This window comes from Paracoccus marcusii, assembly GCF_006151785.1.
Taxonomy (GTDB): Bacteria; Pseudomonadota; Alphaproteobacteria; order Rhodobacterales; family Rhodobacteraceae; genus Paracoccus; species Paracoccus marcusii.
The window spans coordinates 18,126-33,877 of the sequence record NZ_VDDD01000023.1 but is presented as its reverse complement, the minus strand read 5'-3'; the positions used below and the strand labels follow the sequence as shown (position 1 = coordinate 33,877).

At 67.9% G+C, this 15,752-nt stretch carries 16 protein-coding genes; 6 read left to right on the top strand and 10 right to left on the bottom strand.

Annotated elements, in window-relative coordinates:
- From FHD68_RS05805 to FHD68_RS05790, 4 genes are all read right to left on the bottom strand, one after another.
- On the bottom strand, nucleotides 1–197 hold a 197-nt coding region (locus FHD68_RS05805), incomplete at its 3' end, for a hypothetical protein (protein ID WP_139085358.1).
- On the bottom strand, nucleotides 194–1,039 hold the full coding sequence (locus FHD68_RS05800; protein ID WP_127899469.1) for a carbohydrate ABC transporter permease: 846 nt from the start codon (nucleotides 1,037–1,039) through the stop codon (nucleotides 194–196). The genes FHD68_RS05805 and FHD68_RS05800, both read right to left, overlap by 4 nt.
- Before the next feature lie 3 nt (nucleotides 1,040–1,042).
- Nucleotides 1,043–1,948, bottom strand: coding sequence for a carbohydrate ABC transporter permease (locus FHD68_RS05795; RefSeq protein ID WP_127899470.1), 906 nt, complete (start codon nucleotides 1,946–1,948; stop codon nucleotides 1,043–1,045).
- Nucleotides 1,949–2,008: 60 nt separating this feature from the next.
- The gene (locus FHD68_RS05790) at nucleotides 2,009–3,244 is read right to left on the bottom strand and encodes an ABC transporter substrate-binding protein (protein ID WP_139085356.1); all 1,236 of its coding nucleotides are present in this window, start codon (nucleotides 3,242–3,244) and stop codon (nucleotides 2,009–2,011) included.
- 105 nt (nucleotides 3,245–3,349) lie between these two features.
- Here FHD68_RS05790 and FHD68_RS05785 point away from each other — a divergent pair, with 105 nt between their 5' ends.
- From FHD68_RS05785 to FHD68_RS05765, 5 genes are read left to right on the top strand one after another with little or no spacing between them, the layout of a single operon-like run.
- Entirely contained in the window at nucleotides 3,350–4,141 is a 792-nt protein-coding gene (locus FHD68_RS05785; protein ID WP_127899557.1) for an IclR family transcriptional regulator, read from the top strand.
- A gap of 7 nt (nucleotides 4,142–4,148) precedes the next feature.
- Complete coding sequence (locus FHD68_RS05780) at nucleotides 4,149–5,204, top strand: ABC transporter ATP-binding protein (protein ID WP_127899471.1); 1,056 nt, start codon at nucleotides 4,149–4,151, stop codon at nucleotides 5,202–5,204.
- A complete protein-coding gene (locus FHD68_RS05775) occupies nucleotides 5,201–6,103 on the top strand; it encodes a Gfo/Idh/MocA family protein (protein ID WP_127899472.1) in 903 nt (300 codons plus the stop codon). Before FHD68_RS05780 ends, FHD68_RS05775 begins: the two co-directional genes overlap by 4 nt.
- 1 nt (nucleotide 6,104) lies before the next feature.
- Complete coding sequence (dgoD, locus tag FHD68_RS05770; protein WP_127899473.1) at nucleotides 6,105–7,253, top strand: galactonate dehydratase; 1,149 nt, start codon at nucleotides 6,105–6,107, stop codon at nucleotides 7,251–7,253.
- Nucleotides 7,254–7,255: 2 nt separating this feature from the next.
- On the top strand, nucleotides 7,256–9,451 hold the full coding sequence (locus tag FHD68_RS05765; protein WP_127899474.1) for a glycoside hydrolase family 2 protein: 2,196 nt from the start codon (nucleotides 7,256–7,258) through the stop codon (nucleotides 9,449–9,451).
- On the opposite strand, the gene FHD68_RS05760 is transcribed toward FHD68_RS05765, so the two are convergent.
- The 5 genes from FHD68_RS05760 to FHD68_RS05740 all read right to left on the bottom strand — a co-directional run bounded on the left by FHD68_RS05760 (nucleotide 9,448) and on the right by FHD68_RS05740 (nucleotide 14,077).
- Nucleotides 9,448–10,431 (bottom strand): aldose epimerase family protein, encoded by a 984-nt coding sequence (locus FHD68_RS05760; RefSeq protein ID WP_244297769.1) that lies wholly within the window; start codon nucleotides 10,429–10,431, stop codon nucleotides 9,448–9,450. The genes FHD68_RS05765 and FHD68_RS05760 overlap by 4 nt on opposite strands.
- Before the next feature lie 61 nt (nucleotides 10,432–10,492).
- The gene (locus FHD68_RS05755; protein ID WP_127899476.1) at nucleotides 10,493–11,266 is read right to left on the bottom strand and encodes a hypothetical protein; all 774 of its coding nucleotides are present in this window, start codon (nucleotides 11,264–11,266) and stop codon (nucleotides 10,493–10,495) included.
- Nucleotides 11,267–11,275: 9 nt separating this feature from the next.
- The gene (locus tag FHD68_RS05750; protein ID WP_127899477.1) at nucleotides 11,276–12,715 is read right to left on the bottom strand and encodes a dihydrolipoyl dehydrogenase; all 1,440 of its coding nucleotides are present in this window, start codon (nucleotides 12,713–12,715) and stop codon (nucleotides 11,276–11,278) included.
- Between the two features lie 64 nt (nucleotides 12,716–12,779).
- Complete coding sequence (locus FHD68_RS05745) at nucleotides 12,780–13,517, bottom strand: anti-sigma factor (RefSeq protein WP_127899478.1); 738 nt, start codon at nucleotides 13,515–13,517, stop codon at nucleotides 12,780–12,782.
- Nucleotides 13,514–14,077 (bottom strand): sigma-70 family RNA polymerase sigma factor, encoded by a 564-nt coding sequence (locus tag FHD68_RS05740; RefSeq protein WP_127899479.1) that lies wholly within the window; start codon nucleotides 14,075–14,077, stop codon nucleotides 13,514–13,516. The genes FHD68_RS05745 and FHD68_RS05740 overlap by 4 nt, the downstream gene beginning before the upstream one ends.
- Nucleotides 14,078–14,279: 202 nt before the next feature.
- Here FHD68_RS05740 and FHD68_RS05735 point away from each other — a divergent pair, with 202 nt between their 5' ends.
- The gene (locus tag FHD68_RS05735) at nucleotides 14,280–15,059 is read left to right on the top strand and encodes a DUF4394 domain-containing protein (protein WP_127899480.1); all 780 of its coding nucleotides are present in this window, start codon (nucleotides 14,280–14,282) and stop codon (nucleotides 15,057–15,059) included.
- A gap of 47 nt (nucleotides 15,060–15,106) precedes the next feature.
- On the opposite strand, the gene FHD68_RS05730 is transcribed toward FHD68_RS05735, so the two are convergent.
- On the bottom strand, nucleotides 15,107–15,685 hold the full coding sequence (locus FHD68_RS05730; RefSeq protein WP_127899481.1) for a LysE family translocator: 579 nt from the start codon (nucleotides 15,683–15,685) through the stop codon (nucleotides 15,107–15,109).
- Between the last annotated feature and the right edge of the window lie 67 nt (nucleotides 15,686–15,752).

Genomic DNA, 15,752 nt, shown 5'->3' with positions numbered 1-15,752 from the left:
CGCGCCTCGGGGACCAGCGCCAGGGGCGGCAGGGCGTCCAGCATGCCGCCGGTGATGCCGCCCGCCGCCGCCGCGACCAGCGCGTCCAGGTCGGTGTCGCCGGGCAGGGGCGCGCCCCAGTAATGGCAGCAGGCCATGCCGTCGTCGCTGCCCAGGACCATGGTCTGGGCGGGCGTGTCGATGCGCCACAGCCTCATTTCACCGCGCCCAGGGTCAGTCCGGCGATGAAATGCCGCTGCATCAGGAAGAACATCAGCACGGGCGGCAGGGCGGCCAGGATCGAGCCTGCGCTGACCAGGTGCCATGCGGCGATCCACTGGCCGTTCAGGCTGTTCAGCCCCGCCGTCACCGGCTGCGTGTCCGCACCCGTGGTCAGCACCATCGCCCAGAAATAGTCGTTCCAGATGAAGGTGAAGACCAGCACCGAAAGGGCCGCGATGGCGGGCCGGACCAGCGGCAGGACGATATGCCAGAAGATCTGCCATTCGGTGACGCCTTCGACACGGGCGGCCTCGATCAGTTCGCGCGGCAGCGCCTTGATGAAGTTGCGCATGAACAGCGTGCAGAACCCTGTCTGAAACGCGATGTGGAACAGCGCCAGGCCGGTGATGGTGTTGTACAGTCCCATGTCCACCGTCAGGTCGCGCACCGGCACCATCAGGATCTGGAACGGCACGAAATTGCCCGCGACGAACATGAAGAACACCACCAGCGACAGGCGGAACTTGTAGACCGCCAGCGCGAAGCCGGTCAGGCAGGACAGCCCCACCGCGCCGATCATCACCGGAATGGTGATGCGGAAGCTGTTCCACAGGTACTGCGCCAGGGGCGAGTTGCGGAACACGTCGGCATAGTTCTCCCACGCGAAACGCGAGGGGATGCCGAAGTAGTTGCCCGCGGCCAGGTCGCCCGACGGGCGGACCGAGGTCATCGCGACCCCCAAGAGGGGCAGCAGCCACAGGACCAGCATGATCGGCAGCACGATCTTATAGGTGCGCTGTGCCGCGGGGGACATCGACTGGATGGGACGGGGAAACATGGGTCAGACCCCTTTCTCGTCGCGCCACATCTTCCAGATGAAGCCCGAGATGAAGATCATCATGATCGCGAACAGGACGACCGCGATGGCCGCGCCGTAGCCCATGCGATAGCCGTATTCCGACAGCGCCTGTTCGTACATATAATAGGACAGCACGCGCGACGACCCGAAGGGTCCGCCCGAGGTCATGATGCTGACCAGATCGAAGCTGCGCAGCGCACCGATGACGGTCACGACCACGGCGATGAAGGTCGCCGGGCGCAGTTGCGGCAGCACGACATGCCACAGCATTCGCCAGCCCTTGGCGCCGTCCAGGCGCGCGGCCTCGATCTGGTCGGGGGCGACGGCGTTCAGGCCGGTCAGGTACAGGATCATGCAATAGGCGATCTGCGGCCACAGGCCCGCCGCGATGATGCCATAGGTGACGAAGCGTTCGTCGGCCAGGATCGCGACACCCGTGCCCGTGGCCCATTCGATCAGCGCATAGAGCAGCCCGAAGCCCGGCGCATAGAACCACGAAAAGATCAGTCCCACGACCACCTGGCTGATGACGAAGGGAAAGAAGAACAGCGACTTGTAGATGCGGATGCCGCGGATCGTCTGGTTCAGGAACAGCGCGATCATCAGCCCCAGGGGCACCGCCAGCAGATACAGCGCCAGCCAGATCACGTTGTTCTTCAAGCTGGTATAAAAGGCCTCGTCCCACCACAGCTCGTCGTAATTGGCCAGGCCGACCCAGGTCATCGGGCCCAGCCCGTCCCAATCGTGGAAGCTGACCCAGACCGACTGGAAGATCGGGATGATCACGTAGACCGAAAACATCAGCAGGCCCGGCGCCAGGAACAGCCAGGGCGTCAGCTGACGCCGGGACCGGCGGCGCGGCGGGGGGGTGTCGGGCAGGGCGGTCATGGTGCCACCTTCATCTTGCGGGGAAACGCGCGGGCAGGGGCGTCCCTGCCCGCGACGGGATCACTGGGCGTAGACGCGCTGGCGCTGACGCTCCAGCCGTTCGAGGATGGCGTCCAGGCGTTCGGGGCGGACCATGAATTCCTGGAACCCCTCCATCCCGGCCTTGGCCATCTCCGGCGGCGCGTCGCGGTCAAAGAACTGCGCGATGCCGCCCTCGGCGGTGGACAGCAGCTCGAAGCCCGCCTGCAGGAACGGGTCGTCGCCCACGCTGCTTTCGGCGTTGATCGGCAGCTGGCCAAGCGTGGCGTTCATCTTGGTCTGCACGTCGGGGCGCGCCATGAAGGCCAGGAACAGCTTGGCATCCTCGGGGTTCTTGGCCGCGGCGGGGATGTGGACGGTGTCGGTCGGCGCCTCCTCGGCGCGCGGGATGTCGGGGTTGATGGTCGGGAAGGGCATGAAGCCCAGGGTCTCGTCCGTCATGCCGCCGTCCTTGAAGGCCGCCACGGCAAAGTTGCCCATGACATAGTTCGCGGCCTTGCCCTGGACCAGGTTCGACACGGCGTCCTGCCAGTCGATCGCGGCGTGGTTGGCCGAGACATAGGGCAGCACCTTGGCGAATTCGGCAAAGACCGCGCGCACGCTGTCATCCGTCCAGGGGATTTCCCCGTTGGTCAGCTGCATGTGCCAGTCATAGCCGTTGGTGCGCAGCGACAGATAGTCGAACAGCCCCGCGACCGGCCACAGCGCCTTGGATCCGGTGGTCAGGCAGTCGATGCCCGCGGCCTTGAACTTCTCGCAATTGGCGATGAACTCGTCCCAGGTCGCGGCGGGCTCGACGCCGACCTGCGCATAGACGTCCTTGTTGGTGTAGATGCCCCATTGGTAGTAGGTGTAGGGGATGCCCCACTGCTTGCCGTCGATGGTCATCGATGACAGCGCGGACCCCAGGGTCTCGGTCAGGTTGTTCTCGGCCCAGATGTCGGACACGTCCATGAACTGGCCCGCCTCGACGAAGGGGCCCATCCGGTTGCCCGCGTACCAGTTCGCCAGGTCCGGCGCGTCGGCGGTCATGAAGTTCCGGATCGCGGTCTTATAGCCTTCGTGGTCGAACGTGTTCACCTGCACGTCGATCTCCGGATACTCGGCCTCGAAATCCGCGATCAGCTGGTCGAACGCCGCCTTGGGCGCAGGATCGGACGCATCGGTATTGAACACCAGCACCCGGCGTTGCGCGAAGGCGGGGGCGGTTGTGGCAAGCAGCATCGCCAGCACCAGCCCTTTTCTCAGATGGACCATGGTCTCCCTCCCATTTTGGTTCCATATATTGAAACTTAGTTTTGAATATTGAAACTATGCTGCGAATCGCATAGCCTGTCAACAACGGGGGAGGGTGACGTGACGGTGCAGGGACGCGAAACGACGGATGGCACGGTGGGCCGCACGCTGGCCGTGCTGGACCTGGTCGCCGCCTTCGGCCGCCCCGTCCGCTTTGCCGAGATCCTGCCCGTCGCGGGCCTTCCCAAGGCGACGCTGTACCGGTTCCTGCAGGCGCTGACCCATCAGGACATGCTGGCCTATGACGAGGACCGCCAGACCTATGCGCCCGGCATGCGGCTGGTGCGGTTGGCCCATTCGGCCTGGGCGCAGTCCAGCCTGGCGCCCTTGGCGCAGCAGGTCCTGGACCGCCTGGCGGTCGATCTGGGCCAGACCATCCACCTGGCGCAGCTGGACAACGGCGCCGTCCTCTATGTGGACAAGCGCAACGCCAAGCTTCCGGTCGAGATGTTCGCCCAGTCCGGCAAGGTGGGCCCGGCCTATTGCACGGGCGTGGGCAAGGCGATGCTGGCCCATCTGCCCGAGGACAAGCTGGCCGCGGCCCTGTCGCGGCAGTCCTTCCACGCGCACACGCCCAACACGCTGACCACGCCAGACGCCCTGCGCGACGAGCTGGTCCGCATCCGCCAGCGCGGCTATGCGCTGGACGACGAGGAACACGAGACCGGCATCGCCTGCCTTGCCGCCCCCATCTTGTCGGGGACCGGGCGCATCCTGGGCGCGATCTCGGTGACGACCACGACGGCCACGACCAGCCGCGACCAGCTTCTGTCGCTGGCAGGCCCCGTGACCCAGGCTGCGGCGCAGATCGCCGCGACCGCCGACACCTGGCGGTTCCCCGAACACAAGCAAGCATGAGGTTGCCATGTCCGGCGTCCAGCTAAGCCGCGTCACCAAGGATTTCGGCCCCGTGCGGGTCATCCACGGCGTCGATCTGCAAGTCAGGCAGGGAGAGTTCTGCGTTTTCGTTGGCCCCTCGGGCTGCGGGAAATCGACCCTGCTGCGCATGATCGCGGGGCTGGAGGAGACCAGCGCCGGCCAGATCATGATCGAGAACCAGGACGTCACCGATGCCGACCCGGCCGACCGGGGCGTGGCGATGGTGTTCCAGACCTATGCGCTGTACCCGCACATGACGGTCGCGCAGAACATGGGCTTCGGGCTGAAGATGAACGGCCATCCCAAGGCCCAGATCGCCACCAAGGTGGCCGAGGCGGCCCGCATCCTGAAGCTCGACCCGCTGCTGGACCGCAAGCCCGCCAACCTGTCGGGCGGCCAGCGTCAGCGCGTGGCCATCGGCCGCGCCATCGTGCGCGGCCCCAAGGTGTTCCTGTTCGACGAGCCTCTGTCGAACCTGGACGCGGAACTGCGCGTCGAGATGCGGGCCGAGATCGCGCGCCTGCACCGCGAGCTGGGCGCGACGATGATCTATGTCACCCATGACCAGGTCGAGGCGATGACCATGGCCGACAAGATCGTCGTGCTGCGGTCGGGCCGCATCGAGCAGGTCGGCAGCCCGATGGAGCTGTACGACGATCCCGACAACCGCTTTGTTGCGGGCTTCATCGGCAGCCCGGCTATGAACTTCGTGGCGGGGCGCGTGCAGGGTGGCCAGGTCGTCACCCCGGCCTTTGACGCACCGCTGGACCGCCACGGTCCCACCCTGACCGAGGGGCGCGCGGTCGAGATCGGGCTGCGTCCCGACGCGCTGACGCTGACGCCGCACGGCCCCTTCCGCATCGACCTGGCCGAGAACCTGGGCGGGACGACCTATGCCCATCTGCGCGCCCCGACCGGAGAGAAGCTGATCGTGCAGACGACGCAGCGGCTGGACCCGGCCGGCGGCGGCAGCGTGGGCCTGAGCTTCGACGCGGCGGATGCGTTCTTCTTCGACGCGGACAGCGGGCAGCGGCTAAGATGAGCCTGCGCATCGGACTCGTGGGCCTGGGCACCATCGCGCGTGCGCAGCACCTGCCCGCCATTGCCGCGACGGACGGCCTGACGCTGACCGCCATCGCCAGCCGCAATGCCACGCTGGAGGGCGTCGCCAACCACCGCGACGTGACGCAGATGCTGGGCGATGTGGACGCGGTGTCGCTGTGCACCCCGCCGCAGGCGCGGTTCGATCAGGCCATGGCGGTGCTGCGCGCGGGCCGCCACCTGATGCTGGAGAAACCGCCCGGCGCGACCCTGTCGGAAATGGCCGTCCTTGAGGCCGAGGCCGCGCGCCAGGGCGTGACCATCCACGCCACCTGGCACTCGCGCGAGGCCGCGGCGGTGGACGCGGCCCGCGACTGGCTGGCCACGACCCGCATCCGTGCCGTCCGCATCGACTGGTGCGAGGATGTGCGCAAATGGCATCCGGGCCAGGAGTGGATCTGGCAGCCCGGTGGCCTGGGCGTCTTCGACCCCGGCATCAACGCGCTGTCAATCCTGACCGCGCTGATCCCCGGCGTGCGGCTGGTCGGCGCTGACCTGCACGTCCCCGCGAACCGCCAGACCCCCATCGCCGCCGATCTGAGCCTGGATGCGGGCCATCCCATCGCCGCGCATTTCGACTGGCGCGTGACCGGAGGAGAGACCTGGCAGATCGCCTTCGACACCGATGCCGGCCCCGCGACGCTCTCCGAAGGCGGCGCGCGCTTTGCCGCGCCGGGCCTGGAGACCGCCGGTGAGAACCGCGAATATGCCCGCCTTTACGCCCGGTTCCGCGATCTGGTCGCGGCGGGCGGCAGCAACCTGGACCTGGCGCCGCTGCGCTTGGTTGCCGATGCCTTCCTGACGGGCCGCCAGCACGCGGCCCCCGCCTTTGAGGACTGATATGAAAATCACCGCCATCGAGACCTTCATCGTTCCGCCCCGCTGGTGCTTCGTCAAGATCAGCACCGATGAGGGCATCAGCGGTTGGGGCGAACCCGTCCTGGAGGGCCGCGCCGCCTCCGTCGCCGCCTGCGTCGAGGAGCTGTCGGACTATCTGATCGGCCGCGACCCGCGCCTGATCCAGGACCACTGGACGGTGATGTATCGCGCGGGTTTCTATCGCGGCGGCGGCATCCACATGTCGGCCATCGCGGGGATCGACCAGGCGCTGTGGGACATCAAGGGCAAGGATCTGGGCGTGCCGGTCCATGCCCTGCTGGGCGGCCAGCAGCGCGACCGCATCCGCGTCTATTCCTGGATCGGCGGCGACCGTCCGGGCGACACGGCGCGGATGGCGCGCGATTGCGGCGATCGGGGCTTTACCGCCGTCAAGATGAACGGCACCGAGGAGATGCAGTTCGTCGACAGCCACGCCAAGGTCGATCAGGTGCTGGCGCGCGTGCAGGCAATCCGCGAGGAGATGGGCCCCGATTTCGGCATCGGCATCGATTTCCACGGCCGGGTGCATCGTCCGATGGCCAAGGTGCTGGCCAAGGAACTGGAGCCCTTCCGCCTGATGTTCATCGAGGAGCCGGTTCTGTCGGAACATGCCGAGGCGCTGCGCGAGATCGCCAACCACTGTTCGACCCCCATCGCGCTTGGGGAACGCCTGTACACACGGTGGGACTTCAAGGCGATCCTGCAGGGCGGCTATGTCGACATCATCCAGCCCGATCCCAGCCATTCGGGCGGCATCACCGAGACCTATCGCATTGCCGCCATGGCCGAGGCGCATGACGTGGCCTTGGCACTGCACTGCCCGCTTGGCCCCATCGCGCTGGCCGCGAACCTGCAGCTGGACGCGGTCTGCTACAACGCCTTCATCCAGGAACAGTCGCTTGGGATTCACTACAATCAGGGCAGCGACCTGCTGGACTATCTGACCGACCCGTCGGTCTTTGCCTATGACGACGGCTTCGTCGCGATCCCGCAGGGGCCGGGTCTGGGCATCGAGGTGAACGAGGACAAGGTCCGCCAGATGGCCGCCGAAGGGCACCGCTGGCGCAACCCCGTCTGGCGTCATGCCGACGGCAGCTTTGCGGAGTGGTGATCATGCGGACCGTCCAGAAACTGAACCACGGCTGGATCTTCACCGAAGGCGCGGCCGATCCCGCCGCACCCCTGTCGGGCGCGTCGGTCACGCTGCCGCATAACGCGGTCGACCTGCCGCTGAGCTATTTCGACGAGACCTGCTATCAGCGCGCCTTCACCTATCAGCGCGTGATCGCATGGGATGACGCATGGGCGGGCCGCCGGGTGCAGCTGCGCTTTGACGGAGCCATGGCCGACAATGTGGTCTGGGTGAACGGCGTGCAGGTCGTGGCCCATCCCGACGGCTATACCCCCTTTGTGGCCGACCTGACCGACCATCTGCGCCCCGGCGACAACCGGGTCACGGTGCGGATCGACGGGTCGGAGAACCCGGCCATCCCGCCCTTCGGCGCGCAGATCGACTATCTTACCTATGCGGGGATCTATCGCGATGTCTGGCTGATGGTGCTGCCCGAACGGCACCTGACCAATGCGCGCATCCTGACGCCCGACGCGCTGGCGGACGCGAAAACGGTCGTGATCCGCCCCGAGGTCACCGCCCCCGGCCCGGTCCGCGCCCGGCTGCTGGACGGCACGCGTGAGATCGCCGCCGTGGAGGGCGAGGGAGAGCTGACCCTGTCGGGCCTGACCGGCCTGTCGCTCTGGTCCACCGAGAACCCGCAGCTTTACACGGTCGAGCTGACCCTGCCCGACAGCGGCGACGTGACCACGCATCGCTTCGGCTTCCGCACCGCGGAATGGACGCCGCAAGGGTTCCTGCTGAACGGCCAGCCGATGACGCTGCGCGGGTTGAACCGGCATCAAAGCTGGGCCCATCAGGGCTATGCCGCGGGCCGTCATGCGCAGGAACGCGATGCCGAGATCGTGCGGTTCGATCTGGGCTGCAACATGGTGCGCACTTCGCATTACCCGCAGAGCCCATGGTTCCTGGACCGCTGCGACGATATCGGGCTGCTGGTCTTCGAGGAAATCCCGGGCTGGCAGCATATCGGCGATCAGGCGTGGCAGGATCGCAGCGTGGAGAATGTCCGCGCGATGATCACCCGCGACTGGAACCATCCCAGCATCGTCATCTGGGGTGTGCGCATCAACGAAAGCCCGGACAACCACGATTTCTATCTGCTCACCAACGCGCTGGCGCGCGAGCTGGACCCGACGCGCGCGACCGGGGGCGTGCGCTGCATCACCGACAGCGAGATGTTGGAGGACGTCTATACGATGAACGACTTCATCCTGGACGAATCCGAGCTGCCGCTGATCAACCGCCCGCGCACGGCGCTGCGGTCCGTGGCCGAGGTCACCGGGATCAAGAAGCCGGTGCCCTATCTGGTCACCGAATATAACGGCCACATGTTCCCGACCAAGGCGCAGGATCCCGAACTGCGCCAGATGGAGCACGTGATCCGTCACCTGGAGGTGCTGAACGCCGCCCATGGCGATGCGGGCATCGCGGGGTCGATCGGCTGGTGCATGTTCGATTACAACACGCACAAGGATTTCGGCGCGGGCGACCGCATCTGCCATCACGGCGTCATGGACATCTGGCGCGAACCGAAATTCGCGGCCCATGCCTATGCCAGCCAGAAGCCACCGTCGGAAGGCATCGTGATGGAGCCGGTCACCTTCTGGGCCCGGGGCGAACGCAACATTGGCGGCGTCCTGCCGCTGATCGTGCTGACGAACTGCGACGAGGTCGAGTTCGAATGCGCGGGCGTCACCCGCCGCGTCGGTCCCGACCGAGAGCGGTTCCCCCATCTGCCGCATCCGCCGGTCATCATCGACCACCGCCATATCGGCGCAGCGGAGCTGGGCCTCTGGGGGATGAGCTGGCATCCGGGCCGCATCACCGGCTGGCTGAACGGCGAACAGGTCGCGCTGCGCGACTATGTGGCCGATCCGCTGCCCACCACGCTGCAGATCGCGCCCGACCGCGACACGCTGTCTGCGGATGCGGATATCGACCTGCGGGTGATGCTGCGCGCGCTGGACCAGACGGGCAACCGGCTGCCCTTCTTGGATGCGGGCATCGCGGTGACGGTGGACGGCCCCGCGCGCCTGATCGGGCCTGACCTGCGGATGCTGCAGGGGGGAACCACGGGCATGTTGCTGCGCCTGACGGGCGAGGCGGGGACGATCCGCATCACCGCCCGCCATCCGCAGTTTGCGGAAGCCGTGGCCACCGTCACGGTCGGCTAGGGGCGGTCCAGCAGATAGCGCGTCTCGGTCCGCCAGACGGTGCCGGGACGCAGGATCGTGGGCGGAAAGTCGGGGCGGTTCGGGGCGTCGGGCCATTCCTGTGCCTCGAACGCGACGGCGGATTGGGGGCGGGCGATCTGGCCGGGGTGGCCGGCAAGGCCCGTCTGCGGGAAATGGCCACCGTCATAGAACTGCAGCCCGGGCGCCGTCGTCAGCACCCGCAGCCGCAAGTCTGGCGCCGTCAGGCTGGCCACCTGCCGCAAGGGGCCATGCCCGTCGGCCAGGCACCAGCAATGGTCCAGCCCCGTATCTCCAAGCGGCCGGGCCGTGCGGAAATCGAACCGCGTGCCCGCCACCGGGGCCGGGGCGTCGGGCAGGGGGATCAGCGCATCGTCCACGGGCAGATAGCGGTCGGCCTCGATCTGCAGCATCTGGTCCGCGGCCCCATCGGGCGACAGCGTCCAATAGCCGTGATGCGTCAGGTTGCAGGGCGTCGGGCGCGTGGCCGTCGCCTGCAGCGCGACGCTGAGTGACGCCGTGCCGTCGTGATCGCCAAGCGACAGGGTCGCCACTGCCTGCATCGCGCCGGGAAAGCCCATCTCTCCGTCGGCGAAATCGAGGGCCAGGGTCACGGCATCGGGCGCGGCGCGCGTGATGCGCCACAGGCGGACCGATGCCCCCTCGGGGCCGCCATGCAGGCAGTTCGGCCCTTCGTTCGCGTCAAGATCATGAACCCGGCCCGACAGGCGGATGCGCGCACCCGCGATGCGGTTGGCATAACGTCCGACCAGCGCGCCCACATGGCGGAATGGATCCGTTAGATAGGTCGCGGGGTCGGGATGTCCCAGAACCAACGGATGGTCGATCCCGTCCAAGCGCAGGTCCTGGACGATGCCGCCAAGCGTCAGCACGCGCGCGCGCAGCCGTCCCGCCTGCAGGTCCACGGCCTGCACCCTGCGCCCATCGGGCAGTTGTCCCATGTCGATCATCGCATCCCCCCATTGGGCGCGATCAGACCGCGCCCCGCCGGGGAAGGCAAGATCACCCGCGACGCGCCTCGGCCTTTGCCAGCTTGTCTTCGACCCGGCGGAAGGCGGCCAGCAGTTCACCCTTGAACTGGCCAGGTTCGAATTCGCGCAGGCCCGAATGGGCCGCGCACAGCCAGCGAAGATCGCGCGTCAGCCCTGCAAGCCCCTGCAGCCAGTCGCGAAAGTCGCGAACCGCTCCGGCCTGCGGCAGCAGCGCCTGCGGCAGGGTCGGATGCAGGAACACGCGCGGGTTCGGGAAGACGCCGCGCAGCAGGCGCGGGACCGGCATCAGGTTGATCGTGTCATCGACATGCAGCGTCCGGCTGGCCGGGTGCCACGCCAGCAGCGATCCGGCGTGGACGCGTTCGTTCCGGCTGACATAGTCGATCCCGCGGGGAAGCGAGAACGTCAGGTCATCCGCGAACATGTCCTGAACCTCGGGCGCTTCGACAGGTTCGGGACGCCAGTTCAGGTCCGGGTGGCGCAGGCGGTGGCGGTGAGAGCCGAACAGCGCCGCGTCGGGAAAATCGCGGGCGGTGGGGGCGCAATGCAGGGTATGGAACGGATGCAGGTTCAGAACCGCCTGAACCGCGCGGCCGCCATCGGTCAGGTCCATGACCGTGTCGCGGATCGCGCCCGACAGGGGATAGCTGTCCAGCATCACGAAGCGGCCTGTCCCAAGCCGGACCAGCGACGCCTGCGTGCCGACGTTCAGGACGCCGCCGATGTGCAGGTCGCCCCGGATCGACCAGAAGCCCTGTCCCAGATCGTGGATCGATTCCGTCATGACTGCATCCTATGCGCCGGGGGGTGTGCCGAAGTCGCGCCCGGCGGGTTCCGCCTGGCGTGTCTTGCCGCAGATCTGGCGCAGGGCGGCCTTCAGCCCCTCCTCCAGCGTGGGATGATAGAAGGGCATGGTCAGCAACCCCGTCGCCGTGGCGCCAGACTGCACCGACCATGCCAGAAGATGTGCCAGATGATCGCCGCCCGGACAGCACAAATCTGCGCCGCTGAGCCGCCCCTGCGCGTCGGCGTAAAGGGTCACGGCACCTTCTGCGCGCGCCTCGGTCCGGGCACGGCCCTGGTCGGAATAGTCGCTGCGGCCGCTGATGACCCCGTCGCCCGGCCCGGTCCCGACCGAGGCCAGCGGCGGGTCGGTGAAGGTCAGCGCGAATGCCGGGCTGCGCTCTCCTGGGGTGACCTTCGGATAGGTCGCGGCATTGGTTCCGGAGATGGCACCCTCGGTCGATGCTTCGTGCAGCAGGGGCACATCGGCATTTGCGTCGCCCGCCATGAAGACGGGCGCGTCGCCGCATTGCATCGTGGTGCGGTCGAAGACCGGCGTTCCGTGATCGTCCAGCAACAGCCCCGATGCATCCAGGTCCAGGCCCTTCAGGTTGGGCGGACGGCCGACGGCGACCAGCACGTGGCTGAACACCTGATCCCCCGCCGCGTCGCCCGTCCAGGACAGCTTGATCCCACCGTCAACGGCCGAGGCTGTCGTCTCCACCCCCAAGCACAGGGTCACGTCGCGCGCGATGGCGTCCTGCAGCGCGTCATGGACGACATCGCAGCGGGCCTTGCCAAGGCGGGTGCCCTGGTCGAACAAAGTGACCGGCACGCCAAGACGTCCCATCGCCTGCGCTAGTTCCAGGCCGATCGGCCCGCCGCCGATCACCGCCAGGCTGTCGGGAAGGTCGGGCAACTCGAAGATGGTCTCGTTCGTCAGGATGCGGGGGCCGAGATTGCGGAAGGGTTCGGGGATCTGGGCCTGCGACCCGGTGGCGATCACCACGGCGCGGGCCTGCACGCGGCGGCCGTCGTCCAGCATCAGCTCGCTTGGCCCGATGAATCGGGCGCGGGCGCGCACGGCGGTGCCGTCGGGCAGGTCGTCAAAGGTTTCGCGGGTGAAGTCCACGAACCGGTCGCGTTCCGCGCGCACGCGGGCCATGACCGCCGGTCCGTCGATCACCGGGTCACCCGGATGAACGCCGAAGACGGGCGCGCGCCGCGCCGCGTGGGCCGCATGGGATGCCGCGATCAAAAGCTTGGACGGCATGCAGCCGGTATTGGCGCACAGCGTTCCGCGAAACTCGGGGTCGATCAGCAGGGTCCGGGCCCCCGCCTTGCGCGCGGCGCGTTCGGCGGCGATGCCCGCGGTGCCCGCGCCGATCACGGCCACGTCGCAGGTCAGGTCGGTTTCGGCCGGGTCGCGGCGGTCGGTTGTGGGGGACATGGACACCTTGAGGGGTTGCTGTCCCCATCAACCGACCAGACGCCCGCGCGTTCCCTTGCCCGTGTCAGATGTTCTGCGCGGCGGCCAGACCCTTGGCGATGATCGGCCCCGTCGGGCGCCCGGTGGGCGATCCGCCCTCTGGCTCCAGCGTGATCTCGTAAAGCTGGGCGTCGGCGGGGACGGGCAGGTCCGGACCCGCCAGCGTGGTCGCGCGCGGCCCGTCCAGCACGCCCAGGGATTGCGGCCCCATCTCCCGCGAGGGCAGGGTCCAGGCCTGGATCGAGAAGCCCTGCGGCACGTCGACATCGGAGACGAAGCGGATCTGGGCCGTGTCGTCGCCGTAATCCTCGATGATGGCGCGGGGCTGGCCCTGATCGTCCAGCAGCACGGCCACCACCTGCGGCGCGGGCGCGGGACGCTGCATCGCGCCGCCGAACCCAAGGACCAACCCCAGCACCAGCGAGGCGGCCAGCCCCGCCAGCCAGCGCATCGGCGCGCGGGGCAGGTTGGCCGCGACCGGGGCCACGGTCGGATCCGCGGACAGGGGCGTGGTCGGCGCGCCGTCCTGCGGCGTGCGTGCGATGATGTCCTGCAGCCGTGCTGCGAAACCCGGCGGCAGGGCCAGGGCCTCGGCCGACAGGTCCAGCGGCAGCAACTGTTCGCGCAGACGGGCGACATGGGCGGCCAGGGCCGGGTCTGCGGCGATCAGCGCCTCGAACAGTTCGGCCTCGGTCGGCGACATCAGCCCCATGACATAGTCGTCGGCAAAGGCGATCACGTCATCCTGGAACACTGAACTCATGACAAACACTCCCGCAGCGAGGCCAAACCCCGCCGGATCCACGATTTCGCGGTGCCAAGCGGAACCCCCTGGCGGGCAGAGATCTCTCCGTGGCTGTAACCCGCGACATGCGCAAGCAGGATCGCGCGCCGCGCCGGATCGTCCAGCGCGTCCAGGCATTCGCCAAGCCGCCCCTTTCCGGCCAACAGCTTCCAGTCGTCGTCGTGGCACAGGTCCTGGCGGGCGTCCTGCATGCGTGTCAGCTCGTCCGGGGACAGGCTGGACAGGCGCTTGCCGTCGCGCAGGATCGTCAGGCAGCGGTTGCGCAGCACCGCATAGATCCAGCCGCGGGCCGTGCCCTCTCCCTGGCGCTGCTGGGCGGCCTTGCGCCAGATCAGCACCATCGCGTCCTGCAACGCCTCCTCGGCCAGGTCATGGCGGATCAGGATGCGGCGCGCGACGCCCAGCAGCTGCGACCCCTCGATGTCCAGGATCGCGTCGATTCCCTCGGGGCGGCCTTCGGCACAGGCGGTCAGGGCCCGGTCAAGCTGGCGGCTGCGCTGTCTTGTGTCGTACGTCACGAAACCTCCCCTTGTCGCACGGCCATCCTGCCGCGATCGGGGGGGCGGTTGCAACCGCGCGCGCGGTCACTTTCGGTGCGCCCGCCGAATTTGCGGGGGGTCGAATTATTTTTGCATCCGGTTTCGCGGATGCCGCGTCATCGGGTCAAGGACGGCGAAGACCGCCGCCTGTGACAGAAGCTGAACCGAAAGGAACATCCCCATGTTTCGCATTGCTGCATTCTCGACCTCTGCTCTTGCGCTGTCCATTTCGGCGGCGGCTGCCGCGACCGGCGTCGGCCTGACTGACGACCGCACCCTGGTCATGTTCGACACCGAGACGCTGGAAGTCACCGGCACCATGGATGTCGAGGGCGTGGACCGCCTGCTGGGCATCGACCTGCGCCCGTCGAACAACACGCTGGTCGGCGTGACGGATGACATGCGCATCGTCACCATCGACACGGCGACCGGCGCCGTCACCGACCTGTCCACCATGGACACGCCGCTTGAGGTTGGCGACATGCCCGTGATCGTCGACTTCAACCCGATGGCCGACCGCCTGCGCTTCATGACCGGCACCACGAACCACCGCGTGAACGTGGACACCGGAGAGGTCACCGTCGACGGCAGCCTGAACTGGGTGGCCGAAGACGAGAATTCCGAGGCCAGCCCGATGATCGCCGCTGCGGCCTATATCAACAGCTATGGCACCCCCGAGGCGACCGCGATGTACAACATCGATTCGGGCTTGGGCGCATTGCTGCAGCAGACCGCCCCGAATGACGGCACGCTGGCCACCATCGGCATGCTGAACCTCGAGAACCCGGGCGAGATGATGGCGTTCGACGTCCAGACCGATGCCGAAGGCGCCAACATGGCGTGGCTGGTGACGAACAACACCATCCATTCCGTCGACCTGGAAACCGGCGCGGCCACCGCGGCCGGAGAGATCGCGGCCGATGGCCAGATCCGCGACCTGGCGGTCCTGCCCGCGATGTGACGACCCCGCGCCGGGCCCTTTCGGCCCGGCGCATCCCCTGTCCGCGGCTAGGCGATCAGCACCGGCAGCATCGACAGGACCATGATTCCCGCCATCGCCATGTTGAACAGGCGCAGCCGGTCCGGCGCGTCGATCATCCGTGCGATCCGCGCGCCCGCCACGACCCACAGCAGATGACAGGGCAGCCCCACGGCCGCGAACGCCAGCGCGACCGGCAGCGGACCGCCAAGCGCCGCGCCATAGGTCGCCAGCGCGGCCAGCACCATCGCCCAGGCCTTGGGGTTCACCCATTGGAACGCCGCCGCCTGCCATAGCCCAACGGGGCGTCCGGCGGCCTTGGCCTGCGACGGGCGGGCCTGTGCGATCTTCCACGCCAGCCACAGGACATAGGCCAGCCCCGCGGCCTGCATCACGCGCTGCAGGCCGGAATGGGCCTGCACTGCGGGGGCCAGCCCGGCGCCCAGGACCAGCACCATCGCAGCAAAGCCCAGCATGATCCCGGCCATGTGCCGCCAGCTGCCGCGCAGGCCCACCGTCGCACCCGATGCCATCAGCATCGCATTGTTCGGCCCCGGCGTGATCGTCGTGACCGCCGCAAACCCCACCAACCCGATCAGCGCATCCATTCGCCGCCTCCTGTCCTGCGTTCGTCCCATCCTGGCACGCGGGCGCTGGTGGATGTCCGCAATCCGC